At 49.2% G+C, this 16,921-nt stretch carries 14 protein-coding genes, 1 tRNA gene and 1 pseudogene; 15 read left to right on the forward strand and 1 reads right to left on the reverse strand.

Features of this window, described 5'->3' with window-relative positions:
* Positions 1–164 precede the first annotated feature (164 nt).
* Positions 165–431, forward strand: coding sequence for an FAD assembly factor SdhE (gene sdhE / locus ACM615_RS19035; RefSeq protein WP_112291258.1), 267 nt, complete (start codon positions 165–167; stop codon positions 429–431).
* On the forward strand, positions 412–864 hold the full coding sequence (locus tag ACM615_RS19040; protein ID WP_431012345.1) for a protein YgfX: 453 nt from the start codon (positions 412–414) through the stop codon (positions 862–864). Before sdhE ends, ACM615_RS19040 begins: the two co-directional genes overlap by 20 nt.
* 33 nt (positions 865–897) lie before the next feature.
* Here the strand turns inward: ACM615_RS19040 and fldB are convergent, their stop codons facing one another.
* The gene (gene fldB / locus ACM615_RS19045) at positions 898–1,416 is read right to left on the reverse strand and encodes a flavodoxin FldB (protein ID WP_112291250.1); all 519 of its coding nucleotides are present in this window, start codon (positions 1,414–1,416) and stop codon (positions 898–900) included.
* Between the two features lie 110 nt (positions 1,417–1,526).
* Between fldB and xerD the strand changes: the two genes are divergently transcribed.
* The 13 genes and pseudogenes from xerD (at position 1,527) to ACM615_RS19110 (ending at position 16,474) form a co-directional block, all read left to right on the forward strand.
* The gene (gene xerD / locus ACM615_RS19050) at positions 1,527–2,486 is read left to right on the forward strand and encodes a site-specific tyrosine recombinase XerD (RefSeq protein ID WP_129638957.1); all 960 of its coding nucleotides are present in this window, start codon (positions 1,527–1,529) and stop codon (positions 2,484–2,486) included.
* A gap of 25 nt (positions 2,487–2,511) precedes the next feature.
* Complete coding sequence (gene dsbC / locus ACM615_RS19055; RefSeq protein WP_112291247.1) at positions 2,512–3,231, forward strand: bifunctional protein-disulfide isomerase/oxidoreductase DsbC; 720 nt, start codon at positions 2,512–2,514, stop codon at positions 3,229–3,231.
* Between the two features lie 6 nt (positions 3,232–3,237).
* Positions 3,238–4,971 carry a single-stranded-DNA-specific exonuclease RecJ gene (recJ, locus tag ACM615_RS19060; protein ID WP_431012346.1) on the forward strand — a complete coding sequence of 578 codons (1,734 nt, stop codon included), beginning with the start codon at positions 3,238–3,240 and terminating at the stop codon, positions 4,969–4,971.
* A 130-nt stretch (positions 4,972–5,101) separates the two neighbouring features.
* A protein-coding gene (gene prfB, locus ACM615_RS19065) for a peptide chain release factor 2 (RefSeq protein ID WP_132967315.1) occupies positions 5,102–6,200 on the forward strand; the annotation gives its coding sequence in 2 pieces (ribosomal slippage) (positions 5,102–5,176 and positions 5,178–6,200; 1,098 coding nt in all).
* Between the two features lie 9 nt (positions 6,201–6,209).
* Positions 6,210–7,739, forward strand: coding sequence for a lysine--tRNA ligase (lysS, locus tag ACM615_RS19070; RefSeq protein WP_112291242.1), 1,530 nt, complete (start codon positions 6,210–6,212; stop codon positions 7,737–7,739).
* A 150-nt stretch (positions 7,740–7,889) separates the two neighbouring features.
* Positions 7,890–7,963: transfer RNA gene (locus tag ACM615_RS19075), tRNA-Gly, on the forward strand.
* A gap of 198 nt (positions 7,964–8,161) precedes the next feature.
* The gene (locus ACM615_RS19080) at positions 8,162–9,346 is read left to right on the forward strand and encodes a tyrosine-type recombinase/integrase (protein ID WP_431012347.1); all 1,185 of its coding nucleotides are present in this window, start codon (positions 8,162–8,164) and stop codon (positions 9,344–9,346) included.
* Positions 9,347–9,457: 111 nt separating this feature from the next.
* The gene (locus ACM615_RS19085) at positions 9,458–9,661 is read left to right on the forward strand and encodes a helix-turn-helix transcriptional regulator (RefSeq protein ID WP_119822895.1); all 204 of its coding nucleotides are present in this window, start codon (positions 9,458–9,460) and stop codon (positions 9,659–9,661) included.
* Positions 9,662–9,777: 116 nt separating this feature from the next.
* A pseudogene (locus tag ACM615_RS19090) lies at positions 9,778–10,074 on the forward strand (ash family protein); the annotation flags it as partial.
* A gap of 66 nt (positions 10,075–10,140) precedes the next feature.
* Positions 10,141–10,536 (forward strand): hypothetical protein, encoded by a 396-nt coding sequence (locus tag ACM615_RS19095; RefSeq protein WP_431012353.1) that lies wholly within the window; start codon positions 10,141–10,143, stop codon positions 10,534–10,536.
* The gene (locus ACM615_RS19100; protein ID WP_431012348.1) at positions 10,533–13,157 is read left to right on the forward strand and encodes a DUF927 domain-containing protein; all 2,625 of its coding nucleotides are present in this window, start codon (positions 10,533–10,535) and stop codon (positions 13,155–13,157) included. The genes ACM615_RS19095 and ACM615_RS19100 overlap by 4 nt, the downstream gene beginning before the upstream one ends.
* A gap of 335 nt (positions 13,158–13,492) precedes the next feature.
* On the forward strand, positions 13,493–13,693 hold the full coding sequence (locus ACM615_RS19105; protein WP_431012349.1) for a helix-turn-helix domain-containing protein: 201 nt from the start codon (positions 13,493–13,495) through the stop codon (positions 13,691–13,693).
* A 249-nt stretch (positions 13,694–13,942) separates the two neighbouring features.
* A complete protein-coding gene (locus ACM615_RS19110) occupies positions 13,943–16,474 on the forward strand; it encodes a DEAD/DEAH box helicase family protein (protein ID WP_431012350.1) in 2,532 nt (843 codons plus the stop codon).
* Positions 16,475–16,921 lie beyond the last annotated feature (447 nt).

Consider the following 16,921-nt stretch of genomic DNA (forward strand, 5'->3'; position numbering starts at 1 on the left):
CCGACAGGTTTACAGCAGGTTTTACGGCACATCACGTAGATTGACAAAACAGGGCACTGAAAAGTTACGTTGCTTGACGTGCCGCTGGTAGAATCATCGCAGACATAAAGAAACTCACGTTCTGTATCCCAACAAAGAGCCTTGTTATGGAAAGCAAAAATCAACTGGATATTAATAACCGTTCCCGAGTTCACTGGGCCTGCCGCCGTGGTATGCGCGAGCTGGATATTTCTATCATGCCGTTTTTCGAGCATGAATATGATTCGCTGAGTGAGGCCGACAAAGAGGTGTTTGTCCGCCTGCTCACCTGCGATGACCCAGATCTGTTCAACTGGCTGATGAATCACGGCGAGCCAAACGATACCGAATTACAACGCATGGTTGCCCTTATTCAGACGCGAAACAAAGCCCGTGGCCCTGTGGCGATGTGACCTGAGGGTGTCCTGGCGCAGTCAGCTTTTCTCACTGGGATGTTACGGTGCGGTGATGCTGATGATTTTGCTGGCACCCTGGCCTGCGGGTTACTGGCCTGTCTGGATGACGCTGCTGTTGCTGGTGCTGTTTGAATGCATTCGTAGTCAGCGGCGTATCACGGCACGTACTGGTGAAATTGTTCTGACTGATGATTACCGTCTTTTGTGGCGCGGTCATGAATGGCAGATTAAACAACCTGTGTGGATGATAAGCCACGGCGCGTTGCTTTCACTGCGTCGGGAGAAACTCAAAGGCGGTCTGGCGCAGGCAATGCGCAGCAGAAGGCAGCGTTTGTGGCTGGCCTCGGACAGCATGAGTCAGGAAGAGTGGCGGCATTTGCGCCAGATACTGCTGAATTCTCATCCGCGAAGCCCGGTAAAACCGGGCTGAAGTTGCGGCGTACCTGTTGCTGATGGCGAGGCGTTACAGCAGGGCGTCCATTTCCAGCAGGATTTGCTCGCACCACTGTTGCAGGCGCTCTTCGGTGAGATCAAACTGATTTACATCGTCGAGTGCCAGTCCGACGAAATGTTTGCCATCGGCACTTAGCGGTTTCGGGCTGGTAAATTCAAAGCCTTCAGTCGGCCAGAAACCGATAAAGCGAACTCCCAGCGGCACCAGCTGATGGTAAAGCATCCCAAGCGCGTCGAGGAACCATTCGCCGTAGCCGAGCTGGTCGCCCATACCGTACATGGCAACAATTTTGCCGCGTAATTTAAGCGTAGGAAGTTGATTCCAGACGGCTTCCCAGTCTTCCTGAATTTCGCCGAAATCCCATGTCGGGATGCCGAGGATCAGGATGCTGTAGTCTTCCATCACATCAGGATCAACATCTTTAATGTTGTGCAAATCAACCAGTTCTTCGCCCAAAATGTCGCGAATTTTTTCCGCAGCCATTTCGGTGTAACAGGTGCTGGAACCGTAAAAAAGTCCGATTTTCATGCTTGTTGCCATAACGTCATAAGAATACGAATGGCAGGCAGTGTAGCAGATTTGGATGCATGAAAGGCATAATGGCTGGCGCAGTATGTGCTCAGGAAACAGGAGTCGGAATGCCAAAACAAGACAATGTGAACACTCAGGACGTGACCTCTGAGCAGGCTCTGCTAGCGGTGAATCAGGCGGATCAGAGCCTGACAGAACAGTTTCTGGATATGCTGTGGATTGAGCGGAATCTCGCTGAAAATACGCTCTCGTCTTACCGGCAGGATCTGAAATCTCTGCTCGGCTGGCTGCATCACAATAAGACCGATTTGCTGCATGTCAGTGCGGAAGATTTGCAGTCTTTCCTTTCCGAACGTATTGAAGGTGGTTACAAAGCCACCAGTTCGGCGCGGTTGCTCAGCGCGATGCGCCGTTTGTTCCAGTATATGAACCGCGAATCTGTACGTCAGGATGATCCGACGGCCTTGCTGTCTTCGCCAAAATTACCGCAGCGGCTGCCGAAAGATCTCAGTGAAGCGCAGGTCGATGCGTTACTGGCTTCCCCAAGTGTGGATGTTCCCCTGGAATTGCGCGATAAAGCCATGCTCGAACTGCTGTACGCCACCGGTTTGCGTGTTTCTGAACTGGTCGGGTTGACGCTCAGTGATCTGAGCCTGCGGCAGGGGGTGGTGCGGGTTATCGGTAAAGGGAATAAAGAACGCCTGGTGCCGATGGGCGAGGAAGCGGTGTACTGGATCGAGAATTATTTCGAGCACGGCAGACCGTGGCTGCTCAACGGTCAGTCGCTGGATATCGTCTTCCCGAGTAACCGCGCACAGCAAATGACGCGTCAGACGTTCTGGCATCGTATCAAACACTATGCGATCCTTGCGGGCATTGATGCGGAACGTTTGTCACCCCACGTTCTGCGCCACGCTTTCGCCACTCACTTACTAAACCACGGTGCGGATCTGCGCGTGGTGCAAATGTTGTTAGGTCACAGTGACTTATCAACCACTCAAATTTACACCCATGTAGCGACTGAACGACTCAAACAGCTACATCAACAACATCATCCCCGCGCGTAACCCGCCGGAGAGAAAGGACGACATGATGAAAAAAGGTTTACTGCTGCTGACATTCCTGACTGCGTGTATGAGCTCCGCGGTCCATGCTGACGATGCAGCAATCAAAGCCACGCTGGGCAAACTGGGTATGAGCAATGCCGAGGTACAGCCTACGCCGGTAAAAGGCCTGAGCGCCGTTTCCACCGACAGCGGCACGATTTATATCACTGAAGATGGCAAGCATGTTTTGCAGGGGCCGATGTATGACGTCAGCGGCACTCATCCGGTCAACGTGACTAACAAAGCGCTGGTGAAAAAGCTGGATGCGCTGCAAAACGAGATGATCATCTACAAAGCCAAAAACGAAAAACATGTGATTACGGTGTTTACCGACATCACCTGCGGCTATTGCCACAAACTGCATCAGCAGATGCAAGAGTATAACGATCTCGGGATTACGGTGCGTTATCTGGCGTTTCCGCGTCAGGGGCTGAATTCTAAAACAGAGAAAGACATGCAGTCGATCTGGTGTACAGGCAACCGCAAAACCAGTTTTGATGCGGCAATGCGTGGTGATGACATCACTCCAGCAACCTGCAAAACCAGTGATATAGCGAAACACTTTGAGCTGGGCGTGCAGTTTGGCGTCACCGGCACGCCGGCTGTGGTGCTGGCAGACGGTACTTTGATCCCTGGCTATCAGCCGCCAAAAGAAATGGCCGCCATGCTCGATCAGCAGGATCCTTCACATAAAACGGGTGGTTGATTTTTCGTGACCTTGCAGACTCAACTTCGCCGCCGTGAGGCAGCGACTGGCGTGGAACTTCCCGCCGATCTTTCCCCTTTGTTGCGCCGTTTGTATCTCGCCCGGGGCGTGAAAGAAAGTCAGGAACTTGAGCGCAGCGTGCGCGGAATGCTGCCTTATCAGCAACTCGACGGCATTGATACTGCGGTCGCGTTGTTACAAAAAGCGCTGGCTGAGCGTCTGCGTATTATTATCGTCGGTGATTTTGATGCTGATGGCGCAACCAGCACCGCGCTGACGCTGTTGTCTTTACGCAGTATGGGCTGCGGGAATCTGGATTATCTGGTGCCTAACCGTTTTGAAGACGGCTATGGCCTCAGCCCGGAAGTCGTCGAACAGGCAGCGTCACGCGGCGCAGAGCTGATCCTGACCGTTGATAACGGTATTTCCTCTCATGCTGGTGTCACGCTCGCCCATGAAAAGGGGATTCAGGTGCTGGTCACCGATCACCACTTGCCGGGCGAAACGTTGCCGGATGCCGAAGCAATTATTAACCCGAATCTGGTCGGCTGCGAGTTTCCGTCTAAATCGCTGGCGGGCGTCGGCGTAGCGTTCTATCTGATGCTGGCGTTGCGCAGTGCTTTACGTGACAGCGGCTGGTTCGAGCAAAACGGTCTGGCGATCCCTAATCTGGCGGAACATCTGGATCTGGTGGCGCTGGGAACCGTGGCGGATGTTGTGCCGCTTGATGCTAATAATCGCATCATGGTGTATCAGGGACTTAACCGCATCCGTGCCGGAAAATGCCGGGCGGGTATCCGTGCACTGCTCGAAGTGGCGGGGCGCGAAGCCCGCACATTGTGCGCCAGCGATTTAGGTTTCGCCCTCGGGCCACGGCTCAATGCTGCCGGACGTCTTGATGATATGTCGGTTGGCGTGGCGCTTTTACTCAGCGAAGATATCGGTCAGGCGCGTGCACTGGCCAGTGATCTGGATGCGCTGAACCAGACCCGCCGCGAGATAGAGCAGGGCATGCAGATTGAAGCGCTGGCGCTGTGCGACAAACTCGAGCGCAGCACCGACGCGCTGCCGTTCGGTCTGGCGATGTACCATCCGGAATGGCATCAGGGCGTGGTCGGTATTCTGGCATCACGTCTGAAAGAGCGTTTTAACCGGCCGGTGATTGCGTTTGCTCCCGCAGGCGATGGCATTCTGAAAGGTTCCGGCCGTTCGATTGCGGGTTTGCACATGCGCGATGCGCTTGAACGTCTCGATACGCTTAATCCCGGTCTGATGATGAAATTTGGCGGACATGCGATGGCTGCCGGTTTGTCGCTGGAAGAAAGCAAGTTCGACGAGTTTCGTGACAAATTCGCAGAACTGGTCGGCGAATGGCTGGATCCTTCACATCTTGAAGGCGTGGTCTGGTCGGATGGCGAACTGTCGGCTCATGAACTGACAATAGATACGGCTGAAATGCTGCGTGACGGTGGTCCGTGGGGACAGGCGTTTCCTGAACCGACGTTTGACGGCACGTTCCGCATCCTGCAACAGAAACTGCTGAAAGAACGTCATCTCAAACTGATGATCGAACCGGTTGGCGGAGGCCCGCTGCTTGACGGTATCGCCTTTAACATAGATCCGACTTTCTGGCCGGACAGCAGCATCCGCGAAGTGCAGCTGGCGTACCGGCTGGATATCAATGAATTTCGGGGAAATCGCAGCGTTCAGCTGATCATCGAACATTTATGGCCGAAATAAGCGATTTTCACCCACAATAAACCCTGCAAAAAAACGGCTCGTTGCTATAAAAAGACCGCTAATTCCGTTAGAATCGGCGGTTCGAATGGCATTGGGCCAACTCCGAATCTAACGTAAGACGCGAAAAATCATGTTTGAAATTAATCCGGTTAAGAACCGCATTCAGGACCTGTCCGAGCGGACAGTCGTTCTTCGGGGGTATCTTTGACTATGATGCCAAGAAAGAACGCCTCGAAGAAGTAAACGCCGAGCTGGAACAGCCGGACGTCTGGAACGAGCCAGAACGCGCACAGGCGCTGGGCAAAGAACGTTCCTCTCTGGAAGCTATTGTTGAAACCATCGATGAGTTATTGCAGGGCGTGGAAGATGTGACCGGCCTGCTGGAACTGGCTGTTGAAGCCGACGATGAAGACACGTTCAACGAAACGGTTGCCGAACTCGATGTACTGACCGCCAAACTGGAACAGCTGGAATTCCGCCGCATGTTCTCCGGCGAATACGATAACGCGAGCTGCTATCTCGATATCCAGGCGGGTTCCGGTGGTACGGAAGCGCAGGACTGGGCGAGCATGCTGCTGCGTATGTATTTGCGCTGGGCAGAAGCTAAAGGTTTCAAAACAGAAGTTATCGAAGAGTCTGACGGTGAAGTGGCAGGGCTTAAATCTGCAACCATCAAGATTATCGGTGATTACGCGTTCGGCTGGCTGCGTACTGAAACCGGCGTTCATCGACTGGTACGTAAAAGCCCGTTCGACTCCGGTGGCCGTCGCCATACGTCTTTCAGTTCCGCGTTTGTGTATCCGGAAGTGGATGACGATATCGAAATCGAAATTAACCCTGCCGACCTGCGTATCGACGTATACCGCGCGTCCGGTGCGGGTGGTCAGCACGTCAACAAAACGGAATCTGCGGTACGTATTACCCACCTTCCGACCAACATTGTGACTCAGTGTCAGAACGACCGCTCCCAGCATAAAAACAAAGATCAGGCCATGAAGCAGATGCGTGCGAAGCTTTATGAGTATGAGATGCAAAAGAAAAATGCGGACAAACAGCAGCTGGAAGACAACAAGTCTGACATCGGCTGGGGCAGCCAGATTCGTTCTTACGTGCTGGACGATTCCCGTATCAAAGATTTACGCACGGGCGTCGAAACGCGAAATACGCAGGCCGTACTGGATGGCGACCTGGATAAATTCATTGAGGCAAGTTTGAAAGCCGGGTTATGAGGAACCAAAATGTCTGAGCAACAACCAGCAGCGCAAAGCGCAGAAAACGTACCAGATCTTAACAACGAGCTGAAAGCTCGTCGTGAGAAGCTGGCTTTACTGCGCGAATCCGGTATCGCTTTCCCTAACGATTTCCGTCGTGACAGCATCTCTGATGAATTGCATGCGAAATATGGCGAAAAGACCAACGAAGAACTGGAAGCATTAAACATCGAAGTCACCGTCGGTGGCCGTATGATGACCCGCCGTATCATGGGCAAAGCATCTTTTGTAACCTTGCAAGATGTCGGCGGCCGTATCCAGCTTTACGTTGCGCGTGATGACCTTGCGGAAGGCATCTACAACGAGCAATTCAAGAAATGGGATCTGGGCGATATCCTGGGTGCGACCGGTAAACTGTTCAAAACCAAGACCGGCGAACTGTCGATCCATTGTTCTGAACTGCGTCTGCTGACCAAAGCACTGCGTCCGTTGCCGGATAAATTCCACGGCCTGCAGGATCAGGAAGCGCGTTACCGCCAGCGTTATCTCGATCTGATCGCTAACGAAGATTCCCGTAAGACCTTCAAAATCCGTTCTCAGATCATGTCTGGCATCCGCAGCTTCATGGTGGAAAACGGCTTCATGGAAGTCGAAACCCCGATGATGCAGGTGATCCCTGGCGGCGCGGCGGCACGTCCGTTCATCACCCACCACAATGCCCTCGACATCGACATGTACCTGCGTATCGCGCCGGAACTGTATCTGAAGCGTCTGGTTGTTGGTGGTTTCGATCGCGTATTCGAAATCAACCGTAACTTCCGTAACGAAGGCGTTTCTCCGCGTCACAACCCAGAGTTCACCATGATGGAACTCTACATGGCGTACGCGGATTACAAAGACCTGATCGTTCTGACTGAAACCTTGTTCCGCACGCTGACTGAATCCGTTCTGGGCAGCAGCGTTGTGCAGTACGGCGACCAGACTTTCGATTTCGGCAAGCCTTTCGCCAAGCTGACCATGCGCGAAGCGATCTGCAAATACCGTCCGGAAACTAATGTTGCTGATCTCGACGATCTGGCTAAAGCGACCGCTATCGCAGAATCTATCGGCATCAAAATCGAGAAGAGCTGGGGCCTGGGCCGTATCGTGACCGAGATCTTCGAAGAAACCGCTGAAGCACAGTTGATCCAGCCAACCTTCATTACCGAGTACCCGGCAGAAGTTTCTCCGCTGGCGCGCCGTAATGACGAGAACCCTGAAATCACTGACCGTTTCGAATTCTTCATCGGCGGCCGTGAAATCGGTAACGGCTTCTCTGAGCTGAACGATGCAGAAGACCAGGCACAGCGTTTTGCTGATCAGGTTTCTGCGAAAGATGCAGGCGACGACGAAGCGATGTTCTACGACGAAGACTACGTAACAGCGCTGGAACACGGCCTGCCACCGACTGCCGGTCTGGGCATTGGTATCGACCGTATGGTTATGCTGTTTACCAACAGCCACACCATCCGCGACGTTATCCTGTTCCCGGCAATGCGTCCGCAGACACAAAAATAAGTTTCCTCAGAAACAACAAAAGGGCGCTCCGGCGCCCTTTTTCATGCCGCAGATCACGCCATACGCTAACTGCTTAAAACTCCAGCGTTTATCCGCAATCACGCCTTGCTCCGCCGTCGTAACCGGTTATAATGCCAGTCGCACACCGATGCGGGTGTAGTTCAATGGTAGAACGGCAGCTTCCCAAGCTGCATACGAGGGTTCGATTCCCTTCACCCGCTCCATTACGTCTTCCAGTAACATCCCATAAAATCCTCCAAACCCAGTAAATACGCGGCTTTAACCCCTATTTCGCTCTAAGTACGTCCTCTGCTATCTGTTGTAATGTACCCATATCTGGGGGTATATATGGGGGTATCAGAATGTACCCCCTGCAAAAGTACCCCCAGCAGGGCGCTGTTCACCTTGCGAGATACCCCCAGATGAAACTCAATGCCAGACAGGTAGAGACCTCCAAGCCGAAAGAGAAAGCCTACAAGCTGGCCGATGGCGGCGGGCTGTTCCTTTTGGTTAATCCGAACGGCTCACGCTACTGGCGCATGAAGTACCGGATAGATGGCAAAGAGAAATTGCTGGCCGTGGGGGTATATCCTGAAATCACTCTGGCTGACGCCCGGCGAATCCGAGACGATGCTAAAAAACTGGTCAATGCGGGCGGCGATCCCAGTCAGAATAAAAAACAGGTCAAGCTTGCCCGACAGGGTGATGCCTCCAATACCTTTGAGCAGATTGCGCGTGAATGGTATGCACGTCGATATGACCGCTGGTCTGATTCTTATCGCACTGAAATGCTCAAGACCTTTGAGGCTGATGTTTTCCCGGTGATAGGTCACCGGCCAATCAGTGAAATCAAACCGCTTGAACTGATGGCCGTACTCACCAAGCTGGAGAAACGCGGCGCTACAGAGAAAATGCGCAAAGTGCGCCAGCGCTGCGGTGAAGTCTGGAAGTACGCAATCATTACTGGCCGTGCTGAATATAACCCTGCGCCAGATCTCGCCAGCGCCATGACGCCCCACAAACGCGAAAATTATCCGCACCTGATCGCCTCTGAAATGCCTGATTTTTTACGGACGCTGAACGGTTATACCGGCAGTCAGTTGGTAAAGCTGGCCGTCCGCTTACTCATTTTAACCGGCACACGCCCCGGAGAACTGCGGCAGGCGAAATGGTCAGAGTTTGATTTTGAGAAAGCTGTCTGGGAAATCCCTGCCGAACGCATGAAAATGCGCCGCCCTCATGTTGTGCCGCTCTCCCGACAGGCTATTGAGATCCTGAACCAGCTGCGCCCGATGACTGAGCGTTACGGTTTGGTTTTCATTGGCCGGGTTCAGACCAGCAAGCCGATCAGCGAAATGACCATGAATGTTTTAATGCGCCGTATCGGCTACGGTGGACGTGCCACCGGCCACGGATTCCGCCATACCATGAGCACCATCTTGCATGAGCAAGGTTTTAACACTGCATGGATTGAACTCCAGCTGGCGCACGTCGATAAAAACAGTATCCGTGGCACATACAACCACGCTCAATATCTGGATGGCCGCCGCGAAATGCTGCAATGGTATGCGGACTATATGGACTTGCAGGTAAGCGCAAAGCAATAAGCGCAAAGATACATCGGGATATCAAAATATCTCAGAAGATGTATTTGTACGGAAAACCGAATTCACTTTGTATCACGCTGGGCATGTAGACCAATTACAGGAGGTCTCTACATGCCGCACTCAACGCTGATCCGCCTCGAAGAAGTCATCAAACGCACCGGCCTTAGCCGTTCTTGGATTTATCGCTTAATCGACGAAAACCGTTTCCCGGCACAGGTAAAACTGGGTGTCCGGGCAATGGCGTTTGTGGAATCTGAAATCGATCAATGGATTGAAAACCGCATTACGGAGTCGCGTGGAGGAAAGCCAGAATGATGGCTATTTCTCCACAAAATGCCCTAAAAGGTGCCGACAAAACGCGCGCACGCGCGAGGGGACACAGCGATCCGGTGTGGAATACACCTCGCAAAACACATCCGGCTTACTTGGTTATGTATCGCGGATTGGAGTATAGTCGCGCCGCTGCGGCAAAATCCGCAGCCGGGTTTCGCACCCCGAGTAATCTACTGGCGGCACCGCGCTTTGCGTGTGCCGTCGCTTTGACGCACCCGTTGAAAACGCAGTTGCTATACTGCGTCAGTAATATCTCAATGGTGGCTCAGGCGGGGCAGCCCTCGGGCTGGCCGGTCTCCAGTAGAACCGGTAGTGCGAACCTCGTCTGGGCTACCACCCAAGAGTTTCGCACCTCAAGTGGTAGCGTACTACGCAATCTACTGGAGGCTGCCAAATGGCTACGATCCTCACCCAAACTCATTCTAATGACGCCACACTCCGCTTGTTTACCGGGGTGCATCATGAATGACTCCAATTCAACCTCAGAAAACACTCCTGATTCCTGGTCAATTTGCGATAGCTGTCGCCTGCTGGCAAACGCCATTACTAACCCGAAAAATACCGACTCACGCACCTACCTTTGCATGATGATGCAAACCCAACTGGAAAGCCTTGAAACCGCGCTGGCAATGCCTGTGCCTGAAAATCGCAAAACCCTTCCTCCGATGCCTGACGATGGCATTTTTGATAATACGGAGCTGGAACCGGCTGAACTCTGCGACCAGTGCCGCGCACTCAATTACGCTCTGATTATGCTGAGTAACAAAATGGTGCAAGAGGTCATCGCCTTTATTTTGTGTGAGCGTCTCGAAATGCTGCGCCACTCGCTCTTCGCGCCAGACGGAGACCAGCCATGAAAACTCTCGAGTCTATTCGCCAGACGGCTAAGCAGGCTCGCCATCGCTGGCATGACGTGCTCACAGCGCTGTCAATTGAGGTGCCTGTTTTACCTACTCATCATGCGCCATGTCCGGCCTGCGGTGGAAAGGATCGCTTTCGTTTTGACAATCTGGAGGGCAAAGGCACCTACATTTGTAACCAGTGCGGCGTGGGTGATGGGTTGGATCTTGTGATGAAAACCAAGAGTTGTAACGCTAAAGAAGCAGCCAAGCTAGTCGCGGGTACGTTGAATCTCCCGGTAATCGCGCCAGCCACAAAACGCACGGCTGCGGCGGTTCCTTTCGCCACGGATTATGCCCGGATGTTGTCATTGTCTGCGCCCGGTGAATCTGAATACCTCATGCGTAAGGGGTTAAACGGTTTCAGCTATCCGATACTTGCCGCCGGACAAATCCTGCTGGCGCTGGCCGACAGTTCCGGGCAGATCTCTGCGGCGCAGGTTATCCAGCCGACAGGTGTAAAACGTCTGCTGAGAGGCTCGGTGAAAAAAGGGGCATTTTACGTAGTGCCTTGTAAGCAGGAAACGCCGCAGACTGTCATTCTGGCCGAAGGGCTGGCAACCGCACTCAGCGCCAGTCAGATGCGTCCTGACGCACTTTGCGTGGTGGCTGTTGATGCCGGTAACCTGCTACCGGTCGCTGAAATCATGCGCAGTAAATATCCTCAGGCAAAAATCATCCTCGCCGCAGATAACGATATTTCCCCGGATAAAACTAACACCGGCAAGCTCGCCGCTGATAAAGCCGCAGCGGCGGTTTCTGGTTGGGTTGCGCTACCGCCCACGCTGGAGAAAGCCGACTGGGACGATTGCCGTCAGCGGCATGGCATCGAGCAGTGCGCCAGTTTGTTCAATGCCTCGCTTTATCAACCACAGGACAGCGCTATGAAAAAAGCTTCACCGCTGAAACCCTATGCCGCACTGCGGCAAGAGGGGTTGTACTGGATTGAACCGCGCACGGACTCCTACAGCGGAGAACTTATTGAACGGGAAAGCTGGTTGAGTGATCCGTTAGAAGTGATTGGTATGGGTGCCAGTGAAGCAGAACGCTATCTGATACTAAAAGCCATTCCTGCCGGTGGCACCGCAACACATACCGAAGCCATGCCCATGAGTGAAATTGGCGAACGTGACGGCTGGGCGCGGTTACGCCGCAGTGGTGTGCGGATGACGGCAAAAAGTAGCCTGCGAGCCATTTTGGCCGATCACCTTTCTCAAAGTGAAACCGCTCAACGCTGGTCGATTACTGATTCAACCGGCTGGCAGTGCGGTGCTTACCTGATGCCGGATGGCTCAGTGATTGGCGCACCGGCCTCACCGGTATTATTTAATGGCAAATCCAGCGCTGCCAAAGGTTACGGCATAAAAGGGACACCGGAGAGCTGGCGTGAGAGCGTGGCGGCTCTGGCGCGAGGTAATCCCTCCATGATGCTGGCGATGGGTTGTGCGCTGACAGCACCACTGATCGGGCTGGTAGGGGCTGATGGTTTTGGGGTGCATCTTTTCGGCGGTTCATCCTCGGGGAAGACAACTACCGGTAACGCGGCCACCAGTCTTTACGGCGAACCGGAAGCACTGAAACTGACGTGGTACTCCACCGCACTCGGGTTAATTAACGAAGCCGCCGCCCACAATGACGGTTTTATGCCGCTGGATGAAATCGGTCAGGGCAGTAACCGCCGTGCGGTGGCTGAATCAGCATATGCGCTGTTTAACGGGGTCGGAAAGATTCAGGGAGCGAAAGAGGGCGGTAACCGTGATTTGAAACGCTGGCGCGCAATGGCTTTCAGCACCGGAGAAACGGATCTCGAAAGTTATCTCTCCGCCGAGGGAAGTAAAATTAATGCCGGGCAACTGGTACGCCTGCTGAACGTACCTATCAGTAAAGCCACTCAGTTTCATGCTTATGCTGACGGGCAGGCACATGCTGCCGCGATGCGTGATGCCTGCAACGCTAACTTCGGCGCAGCGGGTCGGGCATGGATCGCACATCTTGCCAGCCAGAAAGAAGCCGCTATTGATGCCGCGAAACATTACGAGCGCCAGTGGCTTGCCGGACTGGATCCCGCCGCAGGTGAACAGGTTCGCCGCGTAGCCGTGCGGTTTTCTTTGCTGGAAACTGCGCTGGTGCTGGCTGAAAGTTTCACTGGCTGGACGGCTCAGGAAAGCCATGACGCATTACAGCACAGCTTCAATGCATGGATCAGCGAGTTCGGTACGGGGAATCGTGAGAAGAAAGCCTATATCGATCAGGCGCAGGGGTTTCTTCAGCGAAACGGACATAGCCGTTATTTGCCGCATCCGAATAGCGATCCACGTGATATGCCATTGAAAGAATTGGCGGGGTACCGGGGCACAAGAATGACTGATTCTAAAACAGTGTTCTATACCTTCCCGGCAGTGTTCCGGGAAGAGATAGCCAAAGGATATAACCCAACAGCCTTTGCTCAGGTGCTTGCCGAAGTCGGGATGATGGAAATGCCCCTAAAGCCACAAAAGGGACTGACCAAAAAATCAATTCGCGTGGATGGTACACAACCCAATTTTGTGGTGCTGATGATGCTGGAAGATTGGGAGTAATGCTTTTCACATGTGAAGAATGTGGGTCGGTTCAGTCAGTTCAGTAGGTTCAATATTGTAGTGTGATGTTCTATAAGGATTTTTAAAAATATTCTGAACCGACCTTGAACCGACTTAGCGCCATTTGAACCGACCTGTCAGCACAAGAGGTTTCCGGTGAACTGACTTTTCAGATATTGAACCGACCCCTAAATCGGCCTAAGTCGGTTCAGGAAATGAAAATTAATTCATCCATATCAATGCATTAAAAAAGTGAACCGACTGAACTGACTGAACCGACCCACTTTTGTTTATATATATAAAAACCTGAAATTAGTTTTAAAAGGAGTTTGATCATGAATCAGGATTGGCACAGCGCGGACATCATTGCCGCACTCAAAAAGAAAGGCACTTCTATGGCGGCGGTTTCCCGTCTGGCTGGCCTCAGTTCATCAACGTTGTCGAATGCGTTAACACGTAAATGGCCGAAGGGTGAACGGCTGATTGCGGAGGCTATAGGGGTTAGGCCGGAGGTGATTTGGCCGAGTAGGTATTGAAATAATAACTGATAAGTATAATTAGCTTGCAAAGATGAAATAGAATTTGAAGTGGGCTTTAGTTTAAGAACGTTATATTTATTATTTGGTAGTTGTTTTTTTTCAAAGGGTTATATTGCTTCTGATTTTTTATGTTGTCGCATGTCAATATTTAAAACTTTTTAACTTGTCTAATTAAAAGTCACCTCCTACATTAGATTATATAGTGTAAGAGGTGTTTGATTTTAATTCATTTTAAAAGGAAATAGCATGATTGATTTTGCGAAAAAATTGAGAAATAAAGAGTTGCCAAAAAGAATTAACCCAGTTGAAATATATGAAGCTTTAGATAGAAGAAGTGAAGCTGGTCCTCTTAGACCATCACAGAAAAAAATATTGAACGATTGGCATGAGCACAGACGTAATTCACGTGATAATATTATAAAACTACATACTGGTGAAGGAAAAACATTAATTGGATTATTAATGTTACAGTCAAAAATAAATGAAACAAATCAACCATGCCTGTATGTTTGTCCAAATATTTATCTTGCAAAACAAGCAGTAAGAGATGCTGAAAAATTCGGCATTCCATATTGTATAATTGACAAAACAAAAAAGATACCTGATGACTTCGTTGCAGGAAAAAAAATATTGATAACCCATGTGCAAAAGATTTTCAATGGTAAAACAGCTTTTGGTCTGGGTTCAAAATCTCTAGTTGCAAATAGTATTATACTGGATGATTCTCAAGCATGTATTGATTCTATAAAAAATAGTTTTACCATCAAAGTCGACAAGGAAAGTCCTTTGTATAAATCTATTTTGAGTATTTTTTCAGATGAATTAAAAGGACAAGGTGAAGGTAGTTATTTAGAAATAGAGAGTGGGGTGGGATATAACACTGTATTACCCATTCCTTATTGGGCTTGGATTGACAAAAAGGATATGGTGGCAAAAGCTATTCTAAATAATAATGAAGATAATAGAGTTCTGTTCATATGGCCTTTAATTAAAAATGACATTCATAATTGCCAAGCATTTATATCTGGTGAGTATTTAGAGATTTCCCCCATAGTTTCTCTTATTGATTCATTTGGTACTTTTAGTCAAGCTAGCCATAGATTCCTTATGTCAGCAACTACTCAGGATGATTCTTTTTTTATAAAAGGATTAGGGTTTGATGTTAATGCGGTTTCAGAACCTTTAGCAAATAAAGATTTAGTATGGTCCGGCGAAAAAATGATTTTGATACCGTCCTTGATAGATGAATCATTCGATCGAGATAGAATTATAAATTGGTTGCTTAAACCAAATGATAAAAGGGGGTGGGGGCAAGTCTGTCTCGCTCCGAGTTTTAGCAACCAAAAACAATTTGAGAAAATTGGAGCTACTGTTTCCAAAACGGAAACTATTTATGAGGATGTTGAGCGGCTGAAATTAGGATATTACAACCAAGCTGTTGTTTTTGCTAATAGGTATGATGGTATTGATTTGCCAGACAATGCTTGTAGGATTTTGGTAATGGATTCAAAGCCTTACTCAGAAACATTGAGTGACAGATACGAAGAAGAGTGTCGTCCAAGTAGCGATATAATAAACATTAAGACAGCGCAAAAAGTTGAGCAAGGATTAGGGCGCAGCGTTAGAGGTGAAAAAGATTATAGTGTAATAGTTATTACCGGGGGGGATCTTGTTCAATTTTTAAAAAGCCCTTTAACGATGAAGTATTTTTCAGCACAAACTCGTATGCAAATTGAAATAGGTAGTCAAATAGTTAGCTACGCAAAAGATGAAATAAATGATAGCACTAACATTGGGAAAATGCTTGTAGATATTATTAATAAATCTCTTTTCAGAGATGAAGGATGGAAGGAATACTATTCTGAAAGCATGAATGATATAGAGGATGAAGGCAATAATAACACGATATATAAATTGATTTGCCGCGAATATGATGCAGAAAAATACTTTATGAAAGGTGATTTTGACAAGGCTTGTAATACAATTCAAGATATATGTGATAATTATATCCATGATGAGACAGAAAAAGGTTGGTATCTTCAACTTCAAGCAAGGTATAAATATTCAACTAGCAAGGTTGAGTCTAATAAAATACAAAAATCGGCTTTTAATAAGAACAAGAATTTATTAAAACCTAAAGAAGGGGTTGTTTATAAAAAAATAATCGGGATTAATTCTTCAAGAACTAGTAGGATCAAATATTGGATTCAACAATATGAAGATTATCCTTCAATGATGATTGCTGTTGATGGAATTTTACAGAATCTTTCTTTTGGTGTTCAGTCAGAGAAATTTGAAGAGGCCATACATAATCTAGGCTTGTCGATTGGTTTTGTATGTCAACGCCCTGATAAAGAAATTAAAAAGGGCCCTGATAACTTGTGGGGTGGAATTGATGAACAGTATTTCTTAATTGAATGTAAAAATGAAGTCGAGGAAGAAAGAAAAGAAATAAATAAATATGAAGCTGGCCAAATGAATAGCCATTGTGCTTGGTTTAAAGAACAATATGGTGAAGCTAAGTGTCATAAATTAATGATAATTAATACTAAATTATTGTCTTATCATGGAGACTTTAGCGATCCCGTTGGAATAATGAGAAAACAAAGTCTAAGGTTGCTTAAAGATAATGTAAGGGCTTTCTTTAAAGAATTTCAGACTTATGAACTTTCTTCTTTAGCTGACGAAAAAATTCATGAATTTATCCGGCCTCATAAATTGGATGTTAAAAGTATGTTGAGTGAATACTCTGAGTTATACATAAAGGCTAAACGATAATTTTCTTTGGCATCTACTACCATGGTCGGGTGAGTGGCTCGGCCATTTTCATTTTTACTGTGTACATATCACATTACGATGAGGTTTTGAAGAAATCAATATGGGGGTACATTTGGGGGTACATAAAAAATGAGTAAAAATTTAATGATTCTAAAACAATGGATTATGGCTTTTGTTCTACTCCCTTCACCCGCTCCAAAAGCTTCTTCCTTAAATCTGTTCAATACCCTACAAAATTCACTTTCCAATCCCGATTATTCGTTTTTTCTGTACGATGTTTCTGCATGTCTAAAATTTGATCCCTGAACAAAAAGTTGATACCAATCAAATCCCTCTCCTGCGAAGGGGAGGGTTGGGGTGGGGTATTAAGGTCAGATCGCAATGCGGAAACATCCACTGTTTTAGGGTTTGCTAAACCCCCTCCCAGCCTTGTATGTTCATTTCAAT

Source organism: Rahnella sp. PAMC25617 (genome assembly GCF_050606005.1).
Taxonomy (GTDB): domain Bacteria; phylum Pseudomonadota; class Gammaproteobacteria; order Enterobacterales; family Enterobacteriaceae; genus Rahnella; species Rahnella variigena.